This window comes from Micropruina sp., from assembly GCF_047607385.1.
In the GTDB taxonomy this organism is placed as follows: Bacteria; Actinomycetota; Actinomycetes; order Propionibacteriales; family Propionibacteriaceae; genus Micropruina.
This window is the reverse complement of record NZ_JASGDE010000149.1, coordinates 1-18621: the sequence shown is the minus strand read 5'-3', so window position 1 is coordinate 18621 and position 18621 is coordinate 1. Positions and strand designations below refer to the sequence as shown.

The following is an 18621-nucleotide window of genomic DNA, read 5'->3' as shown; positions in this document are numbered from 1 at the left end:
CGCGGCGGCTGCGGGGCCGGCCGGGACGCGGCCGGGTCGTCGCCGAGCAGGGCGCCCGCCACGGCGACGGCGGTGACGCCGTCGAGCAGCACGTGATGGGCGACGAACAGCAGCGCGGTGCTGCTGGCCGAGCGGAGCACGAACAGCCGCCACGGCGGGATCGTCTCGGACAGTCCGGCCACCAGCACCGCCACGGTCGCGGCGACCGGATCGTCGGCGGCCCGGTCGAGCACGTGCTGTGCCGGATCGAGGTCCACCCGCTCCCAGCGGGTTCGCCCGGCGCCCTCGGCACCCCGGACGAAGCGGTGGCTGAGCAGGGGAAATGCCGCTGCTCGCTGGGCCACAGCCGCCTGCAGTGCGGCGGTGTCGACGGTGCCGTCCAGTTCGGCGAGCACGGCGATCAGCCGTGGGTCGGGGCCGACGTCGCCGGCCAGTTCGGCGGCGTCCCCGATGGTGAACCGCAGCATGGCACCTCCGTTCGGCACCAGCCTGGCGCATTCGCGGGCCGGCTCGCCGGCTCGATCGCCCGATTGGACGCAAATACCCCCAGGGGTATAGCTTCGAGCCGAAGGAGTGATCGAGTGATGAAGATCGTGGTGGTCGGCGGCGTCGCCGGTGGAATGAGCTGTGCGGCCCGGGCGCGGCGGCTGGACGAGTCGGCCGAGATCGTGGTGCTGGAGCGCGGCGAGCAGGTGTCGTTCGCGAACTGCGGGCTGCCGTACCACGTCGGCGGCGAGATCGACGACGCCGAACAGCTGCTGTTGCAGACGCCCGAGTCGCTGCGCGCCGCGCTCGACCTGGACGTCCGGGTCCGGCACGAGGTGACCGGGCTGGACGCCGCCGCCAAGACGGTCGAAGTGCGGACGCCGTCCGGGGAGACCACGCTGAGCTACGACGCGCTGGTGCTGGCGCCCGGCGCCCGCGCCGTGCGTCCGCCGATTCCGGGGCTGGACTCGCCGCGGGTGCGCACCCTGCGCACCGTCCCGGACGCCGTCGCGCTGCGCTCCCAGGTGGACGCCGGCGCGACCCGGGCCGTGGTGCTCGGCGCCGGCTTCATCGGCCTGGAGGCGGCCGAGGCGCTGGCGCTGCGCGGCCTGCAGGTGACCGTGGTCGAGCTGGCCGGCCACGTGCTGCCGCCGCTGGAGGCCGAACTCGGCCAGCTGGTCACCGACGAACTGCGCCGGCTCGGCATCGACGTCCGGGCCGGGGTGGCCGCGTCCTCGATCGCCCACGGTGCCGCGGAGGACACCGTGACACTGGCCGACGGCAGCCGGATCGCGGCCGACCTGATCGTGCTGTCGACCGGCGTCCGTCCCGAGACCGAGGTCTTCGAGGCGGCCGGGGTGGCCTGCGCCGACGGCGCCATCGTCGTCGACGAACACGGCCGGACGTCGCTGCCCGGCGTCTGGGCGGTGGGCGACGCCACCGCGTCGATCGACCCGGTCACCGGCGTGGTCCGTCCGGTGCCGCTGGCCGGGCCGGCCAACCGGGCCGGACGCCTGGTCGCCGACGCCATCGTCCGCCCGGAGTCGGCGCGGCCGATCCCGCAGCCGTTGGGCACCGCGATCGTCCGGGTCGGCGCCCTCACCGCGGCCCTGACCGGCGCCAACCGGGCCGCCCTGGACGCCGCCCGCATCGCCTACCGCACCCTGCATCTGCACCCCAACCAGCACGCCGGCTACTTCCCGGGCGCCAGCCAGCTGCACTTGATGCTGCACCTCGGTGCCGCCGACGGCCGGATTCTCGGCGCCCAGGCGGTCGGCGCCGACGGCGTCGACAAGCGGATCGACGTGCTCGCCACCGCCATCTGCGGCGGGCTGGGCGTGGCCGACCTGATCGACCTCGACCTGGCCTACGCGCCGCCCTACGGGCAGGCCAAGGATGCGGTGAACCTGGCCGGCATGGTCGGCGCCAACGTGCTCGACGGCACCCTGCGGCTCTGGTACGCCGACGATCTGGACCGGATCGGCGACCAGGCGGTGCTGCTCGACGTCCGGAGCCGCGCCGAGTACGGCACCGGGCACCTGCCCGGGTCGCTGAACATTCCGCACACCGAGCTGCGCGGACGCCTCGACGAGGTGCGGGAGGCCGCGCAGGGATGCCCGGTGCGGGTGCTGTGCGCCTCCGGGGTGCGCTCGGCGATCGCGCACCGGGTGCTGGCCCAGGCCGGCTTCGACTCGGCGTCGCTGTCCGGCGGCATGCTCACCCTGCGCGCCGTGCTCGGCGACCGCGCCGACCAGGTGCTGGCGCTGCCCGAACCCGTCCCCGCCTGAACCGCCCACCCGACGAGAGGAACCGTCATGGCACCCGCCGACCCCACCGCCCAGCGCCGCATCCTGAACCGGCTGCGCCGCGCCCGCGGCCAGCTGGACGCCGTCATCGCCGCCGTCGAAGGCGGCGGCAAATGCCGCGACGTGGTCACCCAGCTGGCCGCCGTCTCCAGCGCCCTGGACCGGGCCGGGTTCACCATCATCGCCACCGCGATGAAGGACTGCCTGGCCGACCCGGACGCCGCCGAGCGCACCGACGACATCACCGCCGAAGAGCTGGAGAAGCTCTTCCTGGCCCTCGCCTGAACCCCGCGAATCACCGCTGAAACATCCACGACAAGGAGAAACATCATGTGTCGCGCAGTCACCTGCAAGCAGTGCGGAAAGACCACCTGGGCCGGCTGCGGCCAGCACATCGACGCCGTGAAGCGCACCGTCCCGGCCGCCCAGTGGTGCGGCGGGCATGCCGCCTCGGCCGCGCCGGCGTCCGGTCTGCTGAGCCGGCTGTTCGGCCGCTGAGCCTTAGCTCAGGGCTGCAGCCGGTAGCCCAGGCCGGGTTCGTTGATCAGGTGCCGGGGCTCGGCCGGGTCGGCCTCGATCTTGCGCCGGATCTGGTTGGCGAAGACCCGCAGGTAGTGATGCTCGCGGCCGTAGCCGGGGCCCCACACCGCCCGCAGCAGTTCTTCGTGCGGCATCAGCCGGCCCTGGTGTCGGGCCAGTTCGGCGAGCAGCCGCCACTCGGTTGGGGTGAGGTGGATCGGCTCCGAACCCCGGGCAGCCAGGTGGGCGGCGAAGTCGAGGGTCAGGCCCGGGGCGGTGAAGGTCTCCGGCGCCTCCGCGGCCACCGACGTCCGGCGCAGCGCCGCCCGGACCCGGGCCATCAGCTCGTTCACGTCGAACGGCTTGCTGACGTAGTCGTCGGCGCCCTCGTCGAGGGCCTCGATCTTGTCGTCGGCCTGCTGCCGGGCGGACAGCACGATCACCGGGACGGCGGAGTGCTGCCGCAGCCGGCGCAGCACCTCGACGCCGTCCAGGTCGGGCAGGCCGAGGTCGAGGATGACCAGCTCGGGACCGTCGGCCAGGAAGCTGGCGACCGCCTGGCGTCCGGACGAGGCCAGCAGCACCTCGTGGCCGCGAGCCCGCAGGTTGATCCGCAGGGTGCGCTGCAGCACCGAATCGTCGTCGACCACCAGGATCCGGGTCACGGTTCACCTCCGGGTTCGGCCGGGATCTCCTGACCCTGCCGGGTGGGCAGGGTGATCACCAGGGTCAGTCCACCACCGGGCGTCGGCTCGGCGCTGACCCGTCCGCCCATCGCCTCGGCCAGGCCGCGGGCCACCGCCAGGCCCAGCCCGATGCCGGTCCCGGAGGCGTCGCCCTGGCGCTGGAAGGGCTGGAAGATCCGCTCCAGTTCGTCGGGCGGGACGCCCGGACCGTTGTCGGCGACCCGCACCTCGACCCGGTCGGCGACCCGGCTGGCCCGCACCGCGATCGGGGTGCCGGCGTGCTGGTAGCGCAGCGCGTTCTCGGCGATGTTGCCCAGCACCCGGTCCAGCAGGCCGGCGTCGGTGTACGCCATCCGGGCGTCCGGATCGATCGTCCAGCGGGCCCGGGCCGGATCGGGCAGCGCCGCCAGGGTGGCCGGGATCACCTCGCCGAGATCGGTGGGCGCCGGATGGGCGATCAGCGCGCCGGTCTGCAGCCGGGACAGGTCGAGCAGGTTGCCGATCAGGGCCTCCAGCCGGTCGGCGGACTCCTCGATGGCGGCCTTCAGTTCCGCCTCGTCCGCGGCGGACCAGGTCACCTCGGTGGAGCGCAGGCTGCCGATGGCCGCCTTGATCCCGGCCAGCGGCGTCCGCAGATCGTGCGAGACCGCCGACAGCAGCGCCGTCCGGGCCTGGTTGTCCCGGGCCAGCTGCGCCGCCGACTTCGCCGAACGCTGCAGCTCCTGGCGCTGCAGGATGGCGCCGGCATGGGCGGCGAAGGCGTCGAACAACCGGCGCTGGCCCGCCGCCAGCCCGGGCGGTTGCAGCACCAGCTGATGGTCGCCGGCGTCCTCGTGGTCGGCGGGGGCCGCCGGGTCGAAGTCGCCGGCGGACGCCACGATCTCGACCGGGCCGTCCGCCGGCCGGTGCACGATGGCGGCGGCCTGGACGCCGAACATGTCGATCGCCCGGTGCAGCAGCAGCGGCAGCTGGTCGGGGACGCCGAGCAGCGAGTGGGAGAGCTCGGCCAGCGCGGCGGACTCCCGCTGCGCGGCCTGCGCCTCTTCGGTGCGCCGGGCGTTGCGGTGCACGATCAGCGCCACCAGGGAGCCGACCAGGACGAACACCACCAGCGCCAGGGTGTTCTCCGGATCGGCCACGGTCAGCGTGCCGGTCGGCTGCACGAAGAACCAGTTCAGCAGCACCGACGACAGCACGGCCGCCACCACCGCCGGGATCAGCCCGCCGAGCACGGCGACCAGCACGGTGGCCAGCAGGAAGATCGGGATGTCCAGCGGCAGGTCGGCGGTGAACGGGTCGGCGTGCAGCAGCACGGTGAGCAGCACCGGCAGCGCCAGTGCGGCCACCAGGCCGCTCACCACCCGCTGCCGGGACAAGCCGCGATGCCGGGTGAAACCACGTCCGGGACGGGGATGGCCGACCACGTGCACGTCGATCTCGCCGGCGTCGGCGATGATCCGTTCGGCCAGGCTGGGGCTGAGCCCGCGCCGCCAGGGCGGCAGCGGAGATCCGCCGACCAGGATCTGGGTGGCGTTCACCCCGCGGGCAAAATCGAGCACGGCCTGCGCGGCGTCGTCGCCGGTGATGCTGTGGAACTCGCCGCCCAGCTCCTCGGTGAGCCGGCGCAGCTCGGCGACCTGGCTGAGCGGAGCGTTCGCCAGGCCGTCGCTGCGGCTGACGAAGGCGCCCAGCAGCTGTCCGCCGGCCAGCCGGGAAGCGATCCGGGCGCCGCGGCGCAGCAATGCCCGTCCCTCGGGCCCACCGGTCAGGGCGACCACCACCCGCTCCCGCGCCGGCCACGACTCGGTGATGCCGTGCTGGTTGCGGTAGCCCTCCAGCCCGGCGTCCACCTTCTCGGCCAGCCAGAGCAGCGCCAGCTCGCGCAACGCGGCCAGATTGCCGACCCGGAAGTAGTTGGCCAGCGCGGCGTCCACCTTCTCCGGACGGTAGATGTTGCCGTGCGCCATCCGCCGGCGCAGCGCCTCCGGCGACATGTCCACCAGATCGATCTGGTCGGCGGCCCGCACCACCTCGTCCGGCACCGTCTCGCGCTGCACGATGCCGGTGATCGAGGTGACCGCGTCGTTCAACGACTCCAGATGCTGAATGTTGACCGTGGAGATCACGTCGATGCCGGCGTCCAGCAGCTCGTCGATGTCCTGCCAGCGCTTCTCGTTGCGGGAGCCCGGGACGTTGCTGTGGGCCAGTTCGTCGACCAGCGCCACCTGCGGACGGCGGGCCAGCACGGCGTCCAGGTCCAGTTCGGAGAAGGCGACGCCCTGGTACTCGACCGTGCGGCGCGGGACGACCTCCAGCCCGTCCAGCTGGGTCTGGGTCTGCTGCCGGCCGTGGGTCTCGCACTGACCGACCACCACGTCGGTGCCGCGGGCGGCGCGGCGATGCCCCTCGGCCAGCATGCTGACGGTCTTGCCCACCCCGGGGGCCGCCCCGAGGTAGATCCGCAGCCGGCCGCGTCCCATGGCCCTATTCTCGTCCGGCCAGCGCCAGGTTGAGCCGGGTCACGTTGACCCCGTCCTGACCGAGGTAGCCCAGAGCCGCCGGCTCGGTCGCCGCCGCGATCATTGCCTCCAACTCGGCGGCCGGGACGCCGCGGGCGGCCGCCACCCGGGGCAGCTGCCAGCGGGCGTAGGCCACCGAGATGTGCGGGTCCAGCCCGGACGCCGACGCGGTCAGCGCGTCCTCGGGGACCGGGCCGACCGCGTCCGGGTTCGCCTGGCGCAACGCGTCCAGCCGTTGCCGGCGGGCCCGCTGCTGGTCGGCGGAGGCGGGGGAGAGGTTGCTGCCGCCCGAGGTCTGCCCCGAGTAGTCGGACGCCGAGGGCCGCGGCTGGAACCACTGCGGCCCGGTGAAGGACTGCCCGAGCAGCGCCGATCCGACCACCCGGCCGTCGGCATCGACCAGCCGGGAGCCGTGCGCCTGCGCCGGGTAGACCTGGGCGGCCAGGGTGACCACCGCCGGATAGCCGATGCCGAGCAGCACGGTCATCACCAGCAGCAGCCGGAGCCCGGCGAGAGCCTGACGGAATACGGACATGACTACCCCAATCCCGGGATGAGAGCGACCAGCAGGTCGATCAGCTTGATGCCCAGGAACGGCGCCACGATGCCGCCCAGGCCGTAGATGAGCAGGTTGCGGGTGAGCATCGCCGAGGCGCTGAGCGGCCGGTAGCCGACCCCGCGCAGCGCCAGCGGCACCAGGGCGAGGATGATCAGCGCGTTGAAGATGACCGCGGAGAGCATCGCCGAGGCCGGCGAGTGCAACCCCATGATGTTCAGCGCCTGCAGGCCGGGGAAGACGCCGACGAACATCGCCGGAATGATCGCGAAGTACTTGGCCACGTCGTTGGCGATCGAGAAGGTGGTCAGCGCGCCGCGGGTGATCAGCAGCTGCTTGCCGATCGCCACGATGTCGATCAGCTTGGTCGGGTCCGAGTCCAGATCGACCATGTTCCCGGCCTCCTTCGCTGCCGAGGTGCCGGTGTTCATCGCCACCCCGACGTCCGCCTGGGCGAGTGCCGGGGCGTCGTTGGTGCCGTCCCCGGTCATCGCGACCAGCCGTCCATCGGCCTGCTCGGCCTTGATCAGCGCCATCTTGTCCTCCGGGGTGGCCTCGGCGAGGAAGTCGTCCACCCCGGCCTCGGCGGCGATCGCCTTCGCGGTCAGCGGATTGTCGCCGGTGATCATCACCGTCCGGATGCCCATCGCCCGCAGCTGCGCGAACCGTTCGGTCATTCCAGGCTTCACCACGTCCTTGAGTTCGACCACGCCCAGCGTCCGCGGCGCCGAGCCGGGCTGCCGGCTGGCCACCACCAGCGGGGTGGCGCCGCGTCCGGAGATCTCGTCGACGATCGGCTGCAACCGGGTGGCGAACCGTCCGCCGCCGCCGGCCACCCAGGCGGCCACCGCCGAACCGGCACCCTTGCGGATCTGGGTGCCGTCCGGCAGGTCGACCCCGGACATCCGGGTCTGCGCGGTGAACGGCACGAAGCCGGCCCCGGCCCGGATCAACGCGTCATCGCTCAGCTCATGGACGCCGGCCGGCCGGTCGGCGAGCGCGAACTCGACGATCGAGCGTCCCTCCGGGGTCTGGTCGGCCAGCGAGGACGCGTGCGCGGCGTCCAGCAGTTCGCCGGGCTCCACCCCGGGCAACGGACGGACGTCGCTGGCCCGCCGGTTGCCGAAGGTGATGGTGCCGGTCTTGTCCAGCAGCAGGGTGCTGACGTCGCCGGCCGCCTCGACGGCCCGTCCGGACATGGCCAGCACGTTGCGCTGCACCAGCCGGTCCATGCCGGCGATGCCGATCGCCGACAGCAGGGCGCCGATGGTGGTCGGGATCAGGCAGACCAGCAGGGCCACCAGCACCACCAGCGGCAGCCGTCCGCCGGAGTAGATCGCCTGTGGCTGCAGGGCGATCACCGCCAGCAGGAAGATGACGGTCAGGGTGATCAGCAGAATGCCCAGGGCGATCTCGTTCGGGGTCTTCTGCCGGGCCGCGCCCTCGACCAGGGCGATCATCTTGTCGATGAACGTCTCGCCCGGTTTGGCGGTGATCCGCACCACGATCCGGTCGCTGAGCACGGTGGTGCCGCCGGTCACCGCGCAGCGGTCGCCGCCGGCCTCGCGGATCACCGGTGCCGACTCGCCGGTGATCGCCGACTCGTCGACGCTGGCCACGCCGTCCACCACGTCGCCGTCGCCGGGGATCACCTGACCGGCCTCGACCACCACCCGTTCGCCGATCCGCAGCTCGACCCCGGCCACCTGCTCCTCGGTGTCGTCGGCGTTCAGTCGACGAGCCATGGTCTGGGTCCGGGTGGCGCGCAGCGTGTCGGCCTGCGCCTTGCCGCGTCCCTCGGCGATCGCCTCGGCGAGATTGGCGAACACGATGGTCGCCCACAGCCACAGCGTGACCGCGATGGTGAACACCGACGGTTGCAGCACCGACAACACGGTGGTCAGCACCGACCCGACCCAGACCACGAAGATCACCGGGCTGCCGAACAGGTGCCGTGGGTTCAGCTTCACCAGCGCCTGGGGGAGCGCCCGCCAGGCGGTGACGGCCAGCGACGGATGGGCGGGACGGTGATGCCTGCTCACACCGGGATCCCGTGGGACGCCGGGGACGGTTCCTTTCGTCCCACAGGTACTACCAATGGGACGCCGGGGACGGTTGCTTCGCACGTCAGTGCCTCTTCTCATGACAGGGCCTCCGCGATCGGGCCGAGGGCCAGGGACGGGAAATAGGTGAGGCCGGCGACGATCAGGATGATCGCCAGCAGGAACCCGGCGAAGCTGGCGGTGTGGGTGGGCATCGTCCCGGCGGTGACCGGACGCCGCCCCTGCCGGGCCAGCCCACCGGCCAGCGCCAGCATCGCCACGATCGGGACGAACCGGCCGAGCAGCATGCACACCGCCAGTGCCAGATTGAGGAACGGCTGGTCGACGGACAGTCCGGCGAAGGCCGAGCCGTTGTTGTTGGCGGCCGAGGCGAACGCGTACAGCATCTCGCTCAGCCCATGTGGACCGGACGCCAGCATCGCGTCCCTCGAGGCGGGCACGATCAGCGCCGTCCCGGTGCCGAGCAGCACCAGCAGCGGGGTGATCAGCATCGCCAGCGCGGCCAGGGTGATCTCCCGCCGACCGATCGACTTGCCCAGCAGTTCCGGCGTCCGGCCCACCATCAGGCCGGCGACGAAGACCGCCAGCACCACCATCACCAGCATCGAGTACAGGCCGGTGCCGACCCCGCCCGGGGACAGCTCGCCGAGCATCATGTTCAGCAACGCAACGCCGCCCGACAAGGGCTGCAGCGACTCGTGCATGGTGTTCACCGCACCGGTGGAGGTGCCGGTGGTGGCCGAGGCGAAGATCGCCGACCAGGCGGTGCCGAAGCGCTGCTCCTTGCCCTCCAGGCTGCCGCCGGCGACCTCCAGCGCGGTCAGGGCCGCCATTGCGCCGAAGCCGAGCACGGCCATCACGGCGGCGATCGCCGCGCCCTGCCGGCGGTCCTTGACGAACAGGCCGTAGCTGTAGGGCAGCGCGGACGGGATGGCCAGCAGCAGCACGATCTCGATCAGGTTGGTCACCCCGTTGGGGTTCTCGAACGGGTGCGCGGAGTTGGCGTTGAAGAACCCGCCGCCGTTGGTGCCCAGTTCCTTGATCGCCTCCTGGGACGCCACCAGCCCGCCCTGCAACACCTGGCTGCCGCCGTCGATCGTGGTGATCGTGGCCGGGGCGTCCAGGTTCTGGATCACCCCGCAGGCCACCAGCACGATCGCGGCAAGCACCGCCAACGGCAGCAGGATGCGCAGCGTGCCGCGGGTCAGGTCGACCCAGAAATTGCCCAGCCGGTCGGTGTGTTCCCTGGTCAGTCCGCGGACGACGGCGATCGCCACGGCCAGGCCGACCGCGGCGGAGAGGAAGTTCTGCACGGTCAGGCCGAGCGTCTGCAGCAGGTAGCCGGCGCCGGCCTCACCGGCGTAGGACTGCCAGTTGGTGTTGGTGACGAACGAGACCGCGGTGTTCAGCGCCGTGTCGACGTTCATCGAACGACCCTGGGAGAACGGCAGCAGCGGCTGGGCCAGGATCAGCCCCCACAACAGCAGGATCGACACCCCCGAGAAGGCCAGCACCGAGACGGCGTACACACCCCAGCGCTGTTCGGCGTCCGGATCGACCCCGGTCAGCCGGTAGATCAGCCGCTCCACGCGAGTGTGGCTGGGTGAGGTGAACACCCGGTGGATCCAGCCGCCGAGCGGCACGTGGATGGCGGCCAGCACCGCCGCGATGGTGAGCACCGCCAACACGGCGGCGAGCGTCGCGGGCATCGCGCTCAGAACCGTTCCGGATGAGCCAGGGCGAAGCCCAGGTAGACGATCAGTGCCAGGCCGATCACCGCGGCCACCAGATCCTCGATCACCTCTCGATCGTGTGCCCGTCCGAGGCCCCCGATCGCGGTGTTGATCGAGCCCTGACGGGTCTTGACGCTTCCTTGACGGCCGGCGTCTTTCACTTTTGTGCAGGCTTGCCGGGCCGGCGGCCACCGGCCGGACCGGCGTCCTAGGGTGAGAATCTCCCGAGGCAGCGCCGCCTCGGGAACCCACCGGACCGAGGGAGATCCCGATGCTGATCGGGCTGCGCGACGCGCTCGACTTTGCCGAGACCAGGAACTGCGGCATCGCCGCGGTCAACACGCCCACCCTGGAGTTGCTGCTGGCCGCCATCAAGGTGGCCGAGCGCCACGACGTCCCGCTGATCGTGCAGCACGCCCAGGTTCACGAGACGGTGAACGCCATCGAGGACATCGGCCCGGTGATGGTCGAACTCGCCCGGCGCTCCAGCGCGCCGCTGGTGGTGCACATCGATCACGGCGAGACGGTGGAGTACATCGAGCGCGGCTTCGCGGTCGGCTTCAACTCGGCCATGTTCGACGGCTCCCGGCTGCCCTACGACGAGAACGTGGAACTGACCCGCCAGGTGGTCGAGATCGCCGGCCGGCACGGTTTCGGCGTCGAGGGCGAGCTCGGCATCATGCCCGGACGCGAGCACGGCCCCGGGGCGTCCGGTGTGGCCGACGAGACGCTCTACACCCGGCCCGCCGACGTGGCCGCCTTCGTCCAGGCCACCGGGGTGACCGCGCTGGCCTGCTCGTTCGGCACCGTCCACGGGCTCTACAAGGCCGACCCCAAGATCGACTACGAACTGATCGGCGAACTGCGGCGGGCCGGCGGCGTGCCGATCGTGATGCACGGCGGTTCGGGGTTGAGTTGCGCGGAGTACCGGGCCTCGATCGAACGCGGGGTGCGGAAGATCAACTACTACACCTACGCCGACAAGGCCGGCATGGACGCCGCCAAGAAGCTGCTCGCGGAGCATCCCGAGACGCACGTGTTCTGCGAGCTGGCGGTGGCCGCCACCAAGGCCACCGAGGAGAATCTGGACGCCCTGGCCCGCTGCCTGTACGCCTAACCGGCGGCTCTTCGGCACATTGCCCTGGTTCAGCGTCCTTCACCGGGTTCAAACCAAGTGAAGGACGCCGAACCAGGGCAATGTGGCGTCCGGGGTGCGGCGGCGTCCGGGGTGCGGCGGCGTCCGGCGGATCCCGCTCAGCTGTTGCAGTCGGCGCAGATGCCGAAGAACTCCACCTCGTGATCGATCTCGGCGAAGCCGTACTCGCCGGCGATCTTGCGGGTCTGCTCCTCCAGGCCGGGCAGGCTGATCTCCACCGTGCGGCCGCAACTGCGGCAGACCAGGTGGTGATGGTGGCCCGGGGTGCAGGTCCGGTAGGCGATCTGGCCGTCGGGGGTGCGGATGGTGTCCACCTCGCCTCCGGCCGCCATGGCCTGCAGCGCGCGGTAGACGGTGGCCAGGCCGACCGTCGATCCGTCGCGGCGCAGCCGGTCGTGGATCTCCTGGCTGGTGGCGAAGGAGCTGCTGGCCTCGACGGCATCGCGAATCTCGGTCCGTTGCCGCGTGCGTCGCGGCGTCCGTTCAGTGCTCGTCATAGTGACCTTCGTGGGCAGCGTGCCGGTGACCATCGTGAATGTAGTCGACATGACCGCCATGGTGCACGGCCGGGTGTCCACAACCGTCGGCGTGCACGTGCGGATGATTCTCGGTGACCTGATGAGATCGGGTCGGCTGGTCGTCGGTCAACTCGACCACCGGCGCCTGCCGACGGGCCAACAGCAGCGACACCGGCCAGCTCAGCGCGAACAGCGCGATCGCGATCACCACGATCAGCGCACCCGGCGCGGTGTCGAACTGGTACGAGCCGACCGTGCCGCTCACCGCGGACAGCACGCCCAGGCCCATCGCGACCAGCATCGACCGCCGGAAGCCGATCGCCAGGTGGTTGGCGGTGGCCACCGGCACCACCATCAGCGCGCTGACCAGCAGCAGCCCGACGGTGCGCATCGAGACCGTGACGGTCACCGCGGCCAGGGCGACCACCAGGACGTTGTAGAGCCGCACCGGCAGTCCGATGGTGCGGGCGAACGGTTCGTCGGCGCTGACCGCGAACAGCTGCGGCAGCAGGCCGAGGCAGACCAGCAGCACCACCGCCCCGAGCCCGCCGATGATCCACAGCTCGGCGGCGTTGATGGTGAGCAGAGATCCGAACAGGTAGGCGGACAGCGTCCCGGTGCCCTGACCGGCCAGGCTGGCCAGCAGCAGACCGCCGGAGAGCCCGCCGTAGAACAGGATCGCCAGACCGACGTCGCCGCTGGTCCGGCCCATCTCACGGAGCAGTTCGATGGCGATCGCGCCCACCACGCAGACCAGCACAGCCAGCGGCAGCGGTGCCGAACCGGTCAGGAAGGCCAGTCCGACGCCGGCGACCGCCAGGTGACCGAGGCCGTCGCCGAGCAGGCTGAGCCGGCGCTGCACCAGGTAGGTGCCGATCGCCGGCGCGGTCAGTCCGGTGATCAGCGCGGCGAGCAGGGCGCGCTGCATGAACTCCAGGGCGAGCCAATCCACCTCAGACCACCTCCAGACCGGTGCCATGGACGCGGCTGTGCGGCAACTCGTGCACCTCGTGGCCGCCCGGGGCGGGCAGAAACGGCCCGTCGGCGATCACCCGTCCGTCGGCCAGGGTGATCGCGCGGTCGATCAGCGGCTCGAACGGTCCCGGTTCGTGCAGCACCATCACCACGGTGTCGCCGCGGTCGCGCAGCCCGCGCAGCACATCGGCGAGGACGCTCTGGGTGGTCTGGTCGACGCCGGCCAGTGGCTCGTCCCAGATCATCAGGTCGGCCTCGCCGGCCAGCGCCCGGGCGATCAGCACCCGCTGCTGCTGGCCGCCGGACAGCCGGACGAACGGCGCCTGGGCACGATCGGCCATCCCGACCCGGGCCAGTGCGTCCTCGACCCCGCGGCGGTCCGCCGCGCTGGCCGGCCACAACGGACGCCGCAGCCCGAGACGTCCGGAAGCCACCACCTCACGGGCGGTGGCCTGCTGGACCAGGATGGTGCTGCGCTGCGGCACGTAGCCGATCCGGCGCCAGTCGCGGAACCGTCCCAGCTCGGTGCCGAACAGTTGCACCGTGCCCCGATGCGGCACCAGCCCGAGCAAGGCCCGCATCAGCGTGGTCTTGCCCGAGCCGTTGTTGCCGGTCACGGCCACCGTCTGCCCGACACCGATCGCGAAGCCGGCGCTGCGGACGATGGGGACACCGGACAGCACCACATCGACCTGGTCGGCGGTGATGGCCGGGGCTGGTGGCCGTGAGGCAGGGGTCATGAACAGCCGTTCGCCTTCTGCAGCGAGCTGAGATTGGATTTCATGACCTCAATGTAGTCCGAACCGCGGGACTCCTTGGTCAGTCCCTCCAGCGGATCGAGCACGTCGGTGGCCAGCTTCAGGTCGCCGGCGATCGACTTCGCCACGGTGGGGGAGACCAGTGTCTCGAAGAAGATGGTGGTGACGCCGTTGGCCTTGGCCAGCTTCTGCACCTCGGCGATCCGCGCCGCGGTGGGCTCGGTGTCCGGCTCGATGCCGCTGATCCCGACCTGCTCCAGGCCGTAGCGGTTGGCCAGGTAGCCGAACGCCTCGTGCGAGGTGATGAACACCTTGCGCTGGCAGGAGGTGAGACCGGTGCGGTAGTCGGTGTCGAGTTGCTTCAGCTGGGTGATCAGGGTTTCGGCGTTGGCGGTGAAGGTGTCCTTGGCGTTCGGCATGGCCTCGGCCAACGCGTCGCGGACGTGCTCGGCGACCGTCACCATGTTGGTCGGATCGAGCCAGGTGTGCGGATCGAGAGCGCCGTGGTCGTGCCCGTCGCCGTGGTCCGCGCCCTCCTCCTCGTGCTCGGCCGGCCGCAGGGGCAGGAAGGACGCGGTGTCGACCGTCCGCTTCGGGCTGACCGTGGACAGTGCGGAGTCGACGGCCGCCTGGAAGCCCTTCTGGTAGATCAGCAGGTCGGATTCGGCGATACCGGCCACCTGCTTGGGCGAGAGCTCCAGGTCGTGCGGCTCGGCGCCCGGCTGGGTCAGGTCGGTGATGGTGACCAGATCCTTGCCGATCTGGGCCGCCAGGTATTCGAAGGGGTAGAACGATGCCGTCACCTTCAGCGGGGTCACCGTCGTCCCGGACGAGGTGGCCGGGCTGGCCGAGTTGGTCGGGGCCGAGGCCGAACATCCGGCGGTGAGCGCCAGGCCGAGGGCCGCCACCGCTGTCACTACCGCTCTGAACATCTTCATGACAATCATTCTCAGCGTGTCGTGAGTGTCTGTCAAAACGGGGGCGGGTGGGCTGCGGAGGGCGGGGCTTGCGAGACGACCGCGGGGTCGGACGACATTGCCCTGGTTCGGCGTCCTTCACTCGGTTCAAACCCAGTGAAGGACGCCGAACCAGGGCAACGTGGCGCCGGTGTCGCGGGCTCAGTCCTTGGGTGCCGGTGGCTGGTAGGGCTCGATCAGATTGTCGGAGGGGCCGCCCGGCTCGGCGCCGCCTTGGACGATGTTAGGCATCGTGGTGGTGAGTGGCCCCGCGGTCACCGGACGCTTCTTGAGTCGGCGCTCGACGGCGGCGGCCAGCTTGGTCATCGTGTAGTTGAGCACGATGAACAGCACCGCGGCCACCAGATAGGCGGGCACCGTGTTCGCGTAGGCGGAGCCCAGCGTCTTCGACCAGTTGAGCAGCTCGCCGTAGGTGATGCCGTAGCCGAGTGCGGAGTCCTTGATAACGACGACCAGCTGGCCCATCAGCGCCGGCAGCATGGCCACCAGCGCCTGCGGCAACTGGATGGACAGCAACGTCTGCTGCGCGGTCAGCCCGATCGACAGGCCGGCCTCGGCCTGGCCCTTGGGCAGCGAGTGGACGCCGGAACGGACCAGTTCGGCGATCACCGAGCCGTTGTAGAGGGTCAGCGCGGTGACCACCGCCGCCAGCGGATTGATCGACGGCAGGAAGACGCCGTTGCGCGAATAGAGGTTGAAGGCGAAGAACATCATCAGCAGCACCGGGACGGCGCGGAAGAACTCCACCACGATGCCGCAGACGATCCGGATCCAGCGCCGCTGGGCCAGCCGTCCGAGGCCGAAGGCCAGGCCGAAGATGCCGGCCAATGCCACCGAGATGACGGATGCCGTCAGGGTGCCGATCAGGCCGGGAATCAGGTAGCTGATCCATGCCGACGGGGTGAGGAACGGCGTCCATTTCGCGGCGTCCAGCTGCCCGGTCTCGGCGAGCTTGGCCAGTGCCAGGTACAGGACGCCGGCGATCAGCAGCGCCCCGATCACGGTAAAGATGTTGTGCCGCAGCCGGGCCTTGGGGCCTGGCGCGTCGAACAGGACGGTCGGGGCGCTCATCGCTTCACCGCCAATTTGCGCGACAGGCTGGTGAACAAGATGCCGAGCGGCAGGGTCAGAATGACGAAGCCCGCGGCGAAGAGGAAGAAGACTCCCAGGCCGCCGGTCTCGTTCTCGATGATCACCGCCATCAGTCCGGCCGCGTCGGTGGCGCCGATCACCGAGGCCACGGTGCTGTTCTTGATCAGGGCGATCAGAGTGGAGCCCAACGGGGCGATGGCGCCCCGGAACGCCTGTGGCAACAGCACCTCGGTCAATGACTGGCTGAAGGTCAAGCCGATCGACCGGGCGGCCTCGGCTTGTCCGGCCGGAATGGTGTTGACGCCGCTGCGTAATGCCTCGCAGACGAACGCCGCGTGGTAGACGCTGAGCATCGTCACGGCCCACCGGAACACGTCGGTGTTGACATCGTCGGAGAAGCGCAGGCCCATGATCAGTGACAGGCCGAGGATCGACATGACCATCAGCACCGTCAGCGGCGTGTTTCGCAGGATGTTGACGTACGAGGTGCCGATCAGCCGCAGCACGGGCACCGGCGATACCCGCAGGATTGCGATCACGGTGCCGATCACCAGGGCGCCGAGCGCGGACCAGAAGGACAGCTGAATGGTGAGCCAGAAGGCGCCGAGAAAGTCGTAGCGAGCCAGGATGTCACCCATCGCTCACCTCTCTTGTGGGTTGGTTGCTGGCGGAGCGGAACGGCGGAGGGTGCCGCCCGGTGAGGGCGACACCCTCCGCTGGGTGCTTACGAGCAGGGTGCCGGGGTGGGCGGATTGCCAGCGGGTGCCTTGTAGCCCGCGGCGCCGAGATTGGCGTCCACCGCCTTCTGCCAGGACCCGTCCGCGATCATCGCCTTGATCGCATCGGTGACCTTGTTGCACAGGTCGGTGTTGCCCTTCTTCAGCCCGACGCCGTAGTTCTCCTTGGTGAAGGGCTTGCCGACCACCTTGAGCTTGCCGGCGTACTGGGCCTGCGCGGCATAGCCGGCCAGGATGGTGTCGTCCGTGGTCAGCGCGTCGACGCCCTTGGCGACCAGTGCGGCCACGCACTCGGAGTAGGTGCCGAACTCACGCAGCTGCACGTCCGGGTAGTCCTTCTTGACGTTCTGTGCCGAGGTGGAGCCGGTCACCGAACACAGGGTCTTGCCCTTCAACGCCTGCGGTCCGGTGATCGAGGTGTCGTCGGCGCGAACCAGCAGGTCCTGGCCGGCGATGAAGTAGGGCCCGGCGAAGGAGACCTTCTCCTTGCGGGTGTCGGTGATCGAATAGGTGGCGACCACCAGATCGACGGTGCCGTTCTCGATCAAGGTCTCCCGCTGTGCGGACGGTGCCTGGGTCCAGGTGATCTTGTCGGGTGTGGTGCCCAGCTTGCCGGCGATATAGGTGGCGACATCGACGTCGAAACCGGTGTACTTCTCGCCTTCCTTCAGGCCCAGGCCGGGCTGATCGAATTTGATGCCGATCTTGAGGGCTGACAGATTCGTGCTCCCGGCGCCGCCGCCACAGGCGGACAGCGACAGGGCGAGTGTGGTCGCCGCCAGGGCGGCGGCGATCTTCTTCAACATCATGGGTCGAGCTCCTTTGCTTGTCGGTGGCAATTGCTCGGTTGATGGGTCAGTGGGTGAGGATCTTCGACAGGAAATCCTTCGCGCGGGCAGAGGTCGGGTTGGCGAAGAACTCGGTGGGGGTGCCGGTCTCGACGATTTCGCCGTCGGAGAGGAACACCACCTTGTCGGCGGCCTTCCGGGCGAAGCCCATCTCGTGGGTGACCACGATCATGGTCATGCCCTCCTTGGCGAGTTCCACCATGACGTCCAGGACCTCGTTGATCATCTCCGGGTCGAGGGCGGAGGTGGGCTCGTCGAACAGCATCACCTTGGGATTCATCGCCAGCGAACGGGCGATCGCCACGCGCTGCTGCTGGCCGCCGGAGAGCTGGGCCGGGTATTTGGCCGCCTGATGTGCGACACCGACGCGTCCCAGCAATTCCATGGCCCGCTTCTCGGCTTCGGCCTTCGGCGTCTTGCGCACCTTGATCGGGCCCAGTGTGACGTTGTCCAGGATCGTCTTGTGGGCGAAAAGGTTGAAGGACTGGAAGACCATGCCGACGTCGGCGCGCAGGTTGGCGAGTTCCTTGCCCTCGTCGGGCAGCTTCTTGCCGTCGATGGTGATCGAGCCGGATTCGAAGGTTTCCAGCCGGTTGATCGTGCGGCACAGTGTGGACTTGCCCGACCCCGAAGGGCCGATCAGGATCACCACCTCGCCCTTGGCGACGGACAGGTTGATGTCCTTGAGCACATGCAGATCACCGAAGTGCTTGTTGACGCCTTCGATCACGACGAGTGGCTCTGGCATGGCGGCACGGTAGCCGTCGACTCCGGGGTTGACAAGCAATTTCGGCACCGTCGGTGCGGATTGTCATCGTTTTGCAACCGACCGGACGCCGGCGTCCGGGCCCCGATCAGCCGCGCAGGTGGGCCAGCAGATCCGTCGCCACCGAGGTGATCCGCTGCATCTCCTGACCGCCGTCGCAGGTGATCAGCGCGACCACGACCGGCGGCCCCCAGGCGAGCACCCGCACCTCGCCGCCGCTGGCCTGCCAGCGCAGCACCGCGGCCAGATCGCTGGACTGCTCCGCCCGATCGGACGGTTCGCTCGGTTCGGTCATCCGGCCATCATGCTCCCCGCTCTGGCGCTCGCCTAACTATTTGGCGCTCGCTGAACTCAGCGAGCCCGAAATAGTTAGGCGAGCGCCAGAGCGGGGAGCATGATGGCCGGATGACCGAACCGAGCGAACCGT

At 70.3% G+C, this 18621-nt stretch carries 20 protein-coding genes; 4 read left to right on the top strand and 16 right to left on the bottom strand.

What is annotated here, in order from left to right:
* The coding region (locus tag QM582_RS13435) for a wax ester/triacylglycerol synthase domain-containing protein (RefSeq protein ID WP_415085185.1) at positions 1 to 467 on the bottom strand (467 nt) is incomplete at its 3' end.
* A 117-nt stretch (positions 468 to 584) separates the two neighbouring features.
* On the opposite strand from QM582_RS13435, the gene QM582_RS13430 reads away from it, so the two are divergent.
* Genes QM582_RS13430 through QM582_RS13420 form a run of 3 tightly spaced genes read left to right on the top strand, consistent with a single transcriptional unit; the run spans position 585 to position 2789 of the window.
* Positions 585 to 2273, top strand: a complete 1689-nt coding sequence (locus QM582_RS13430) for an FAD-dependent oxidoreductase (RefSeq protein ID WP_415085187.1) — start codon at positions 585 to 587, stop codon at positions 2271 to 2273.
* 27 nt (positions 2274 to 2300) lie between these two features.
* Positions 2301 to 2576, top strand: a complete 276-nt coding sequence (locus QM582_RS13425) for a metal-sensitive transcriptional regulator (RefSeq protein WP_415085183.1) — start codon at positions 2301 to 2303, stop codon at positions 2574 to 2576.
* Positions 2577 to 2621: 45 nt separating this feature from the next.
* Positions 2622 to 2789, top strand: coding sequence for a hypothetical protein (locus tag QM582_RS13420; protein WP_415085181.1), 168 nt, complete (start codon positions 2622 to 2624; stop codon positions 2787 to 2789).
* Between the two features lie 8 nt (positions 2790 to 2797).
* Here the strand turns inward: QM582_RS13420 and QM582_RS13415 are convergent, their stop codons facing one another.
* The 6 genes from QM582_RS13415 to QM582_RS13390 all read right to left on the bottom strand — a co-directional run bounded on the left by QM582_RS13415 (position 2798) and on the right by QM582_RS13390 (position 10528).
* A complete protein-coding gene (locus QM582_RS13415) occupies positions 2798 to 3475 on the bottom strand; it encodes a response regulator (RefSeq protein WP_415085179.1) in 678 nt (225 codons plus the stop codon).
* Entirely contained in the window at positions 3472 to 5976 is a 2505-nt protein-coding gene (locus tag QM582_RS13410; RefSeq protein ID WP_415085178.1) for an ATP-binding protein, read from the bottom strand. Before QM582_RS13410 ends, QM582_RS13415 begins: the two co-directional genes overlap by 4 nt.
* 4 nt (positions 5977 to 5980) lie before the next feature.
* Complete coding sequence (gene kdpC, locus QM582_RS13405; RefSeq protein WP_415085176.1) at positions 5981 to 6550, bottom strand: potassium-transporting ATPase subunit KdpC; 570 nt, start codon at positions 6548 to 6550, stop codon at positions 5981 to 5983.
* Between the two features lie 2 nt (positions 6551 to 6552).
* Positions 6553 to 8613, bottom strand: coding sequence for a potassium-transporting ATPase subunit KdpB (gene kdpB / locus QM582_RS13400; protein WP_415085174.1), 2061 nt, complete (start codon positions 8611 to 8613; stop codon positions 6553 to 6555).
* 98 nt (positions 8614 to 8711) lie between these two features.
* Positions 8712 to 10343 carry a potassium-transporting ATPase subunit KdpA gene (gene kdpA / locus QM582_RS13395; RefSeq protein ID WP_415085172.1) on the bottom strand — a complete coding sequence of 544 codons (1632 nt, stop codon included), beginning with the start codon at positions 10341 to 10343 and terminating at the stop codon, positions 8712 to 8714.
* Between the two features lie 5 nt (positions 10344 to 10348).
* Positions 10349 to 10528: a potassium-transporting ATPase subunit F gene (locus QM582_RS13390; protein ID WP_415085170.1), complete on the bottom strand. Its 180-nt coding sequence runs from the start codon at positions 10526 to 10528 to the stop codon at positions 10349 to 10351.
* Positions 10529 to 10638: 110 nt separating this feature from the next.
* On the opposite strand from QM582_RS13390, the gene QM582_RS13385 reads away from it, so the two are divergent.
* Entirely contained in the window at positions 10639 to 11484 is an 846-nt protein-coding gene (locus tag QM582_RS13385) for a class II fructose-bisphosphate aldolase (protein WP_415085168.1), read from the top strand.
* A gap of 137 nt (positions 11485 to 11621) precedes the next feature.
* Here QM582_RS13385 and QM582_RS13380 read toward each other — a convergent pair whose 3' ends face one another.
* From QM582_RS13380 to QM582_RS13340, 9 genes are all read right to left on the bottom strand, one after another.
* A complete protein-coding gene (locus tag QM582_RS13380; RefSeq protein WP_415085167.1) occupies positions 11622 to 12020 on the bottom strand; it encodes a Fur family transcriptional regulator in 399 nt (132 codons plus the stop codon).
* Entirely contained in the window at positions 12007 to 12993 is a 987-nt protein-coding gene (locus tag QM582_RS13375) for a metal ABC transporter permease (protein ID WP_415085165.1), read from the bottom strand. The genes QM582_RS13380 and QM582_RS13375 overlap by 14 nt, the downstream gene beginning before the upstream one ends.
* Before the next feature lies 1 nt (position 12994).
* Positions 12995 to 13756: a metal ABC transporter ATP-binding protein gene (locus tag QM582_RS13370; protein ID WP_415085163.1), complete on the bottom strand. Its 762-nt coding sequence runs from the start codon at positions 13754 to 13756 to the stop codon at positions 12995 to 12997.
* Complete coding sequence (locus QM582_RS13365) at positions 13753 to 14712, bottom strand: metal ABC transporter substrate-binding protein (RefSeq protein ID WP_415085161.1); 960 nt, start codon at positions 14710 to 14712, stop codon at positions 13753 to 13755. The genes QM582_RS13370 and QM582_RS13365 overlap by 4 nt, the downstream gene beginning before the upstream one ends.
* Before the next feature lie 180 nt (positions 14713 to 14892).
* Complete coding sequence (locus QM582_RS13360; RefSeq protein ID WP_415085159.1) at positions 14893 to 15822, bottom strand: amino acid ABC transporter permease; 930 nt, start codon at positions 15820 to 15822, stop codon at positions 14893 to 14895.
* Positions 15819 to 16481, bottom strand: a complete 663-nt coding sequence (locus QM582_RS13355) for an amino acid ABC transporter permease (RefSeq protein ID WP_415085158.1) — start codon at positions 16479 to 16481, stop codon at positions 15819 to 15821. The genes QM582_RS13360 and QM582_RS13355 overlap by 4 nt, the downstream gene beginning before the upstream one ends.
* Before the next feature lie 86 nt (positions 16482 to 16567).
* Positions 16568 to 17389, bottom strand: a complete 822-nt coding sequence (locus QM582_RS13350) for a glutamate ABC transporter substrate-binding protein (protein WP_415085156.1) — start codon at positions 17387 to 17389, stop codon at positions 16568 to 16570.
* Between the two features lie 46 nt (positions 17390 to 17435).
* On the bottom strand, positions 17436 to 18176 hold the full coding sequence (locus tag QM582_RS13345) for an amino acid ABC transporter ATP-binding protein (RefSeq protein WP_415085155.1): 741 nt from the start codon (positions 18174 to 18176) through the stop codon (positions 17436 to 17438).
* Positions 18177 to 18282: 106 nt separating this feature from the next.
* On the bottom strand, positions 18283 to 18489 hold the full coding sequence (locus tag QM582_RS13340) for a hypothetical protein (protein WP_415085153.1): 207 nt from the start codon (positions 18487 to 18489) through the stop codon (positions 18283 to 18285).
* Positions 18490 to 18621 lie beyond the last annotated feature (132 nt).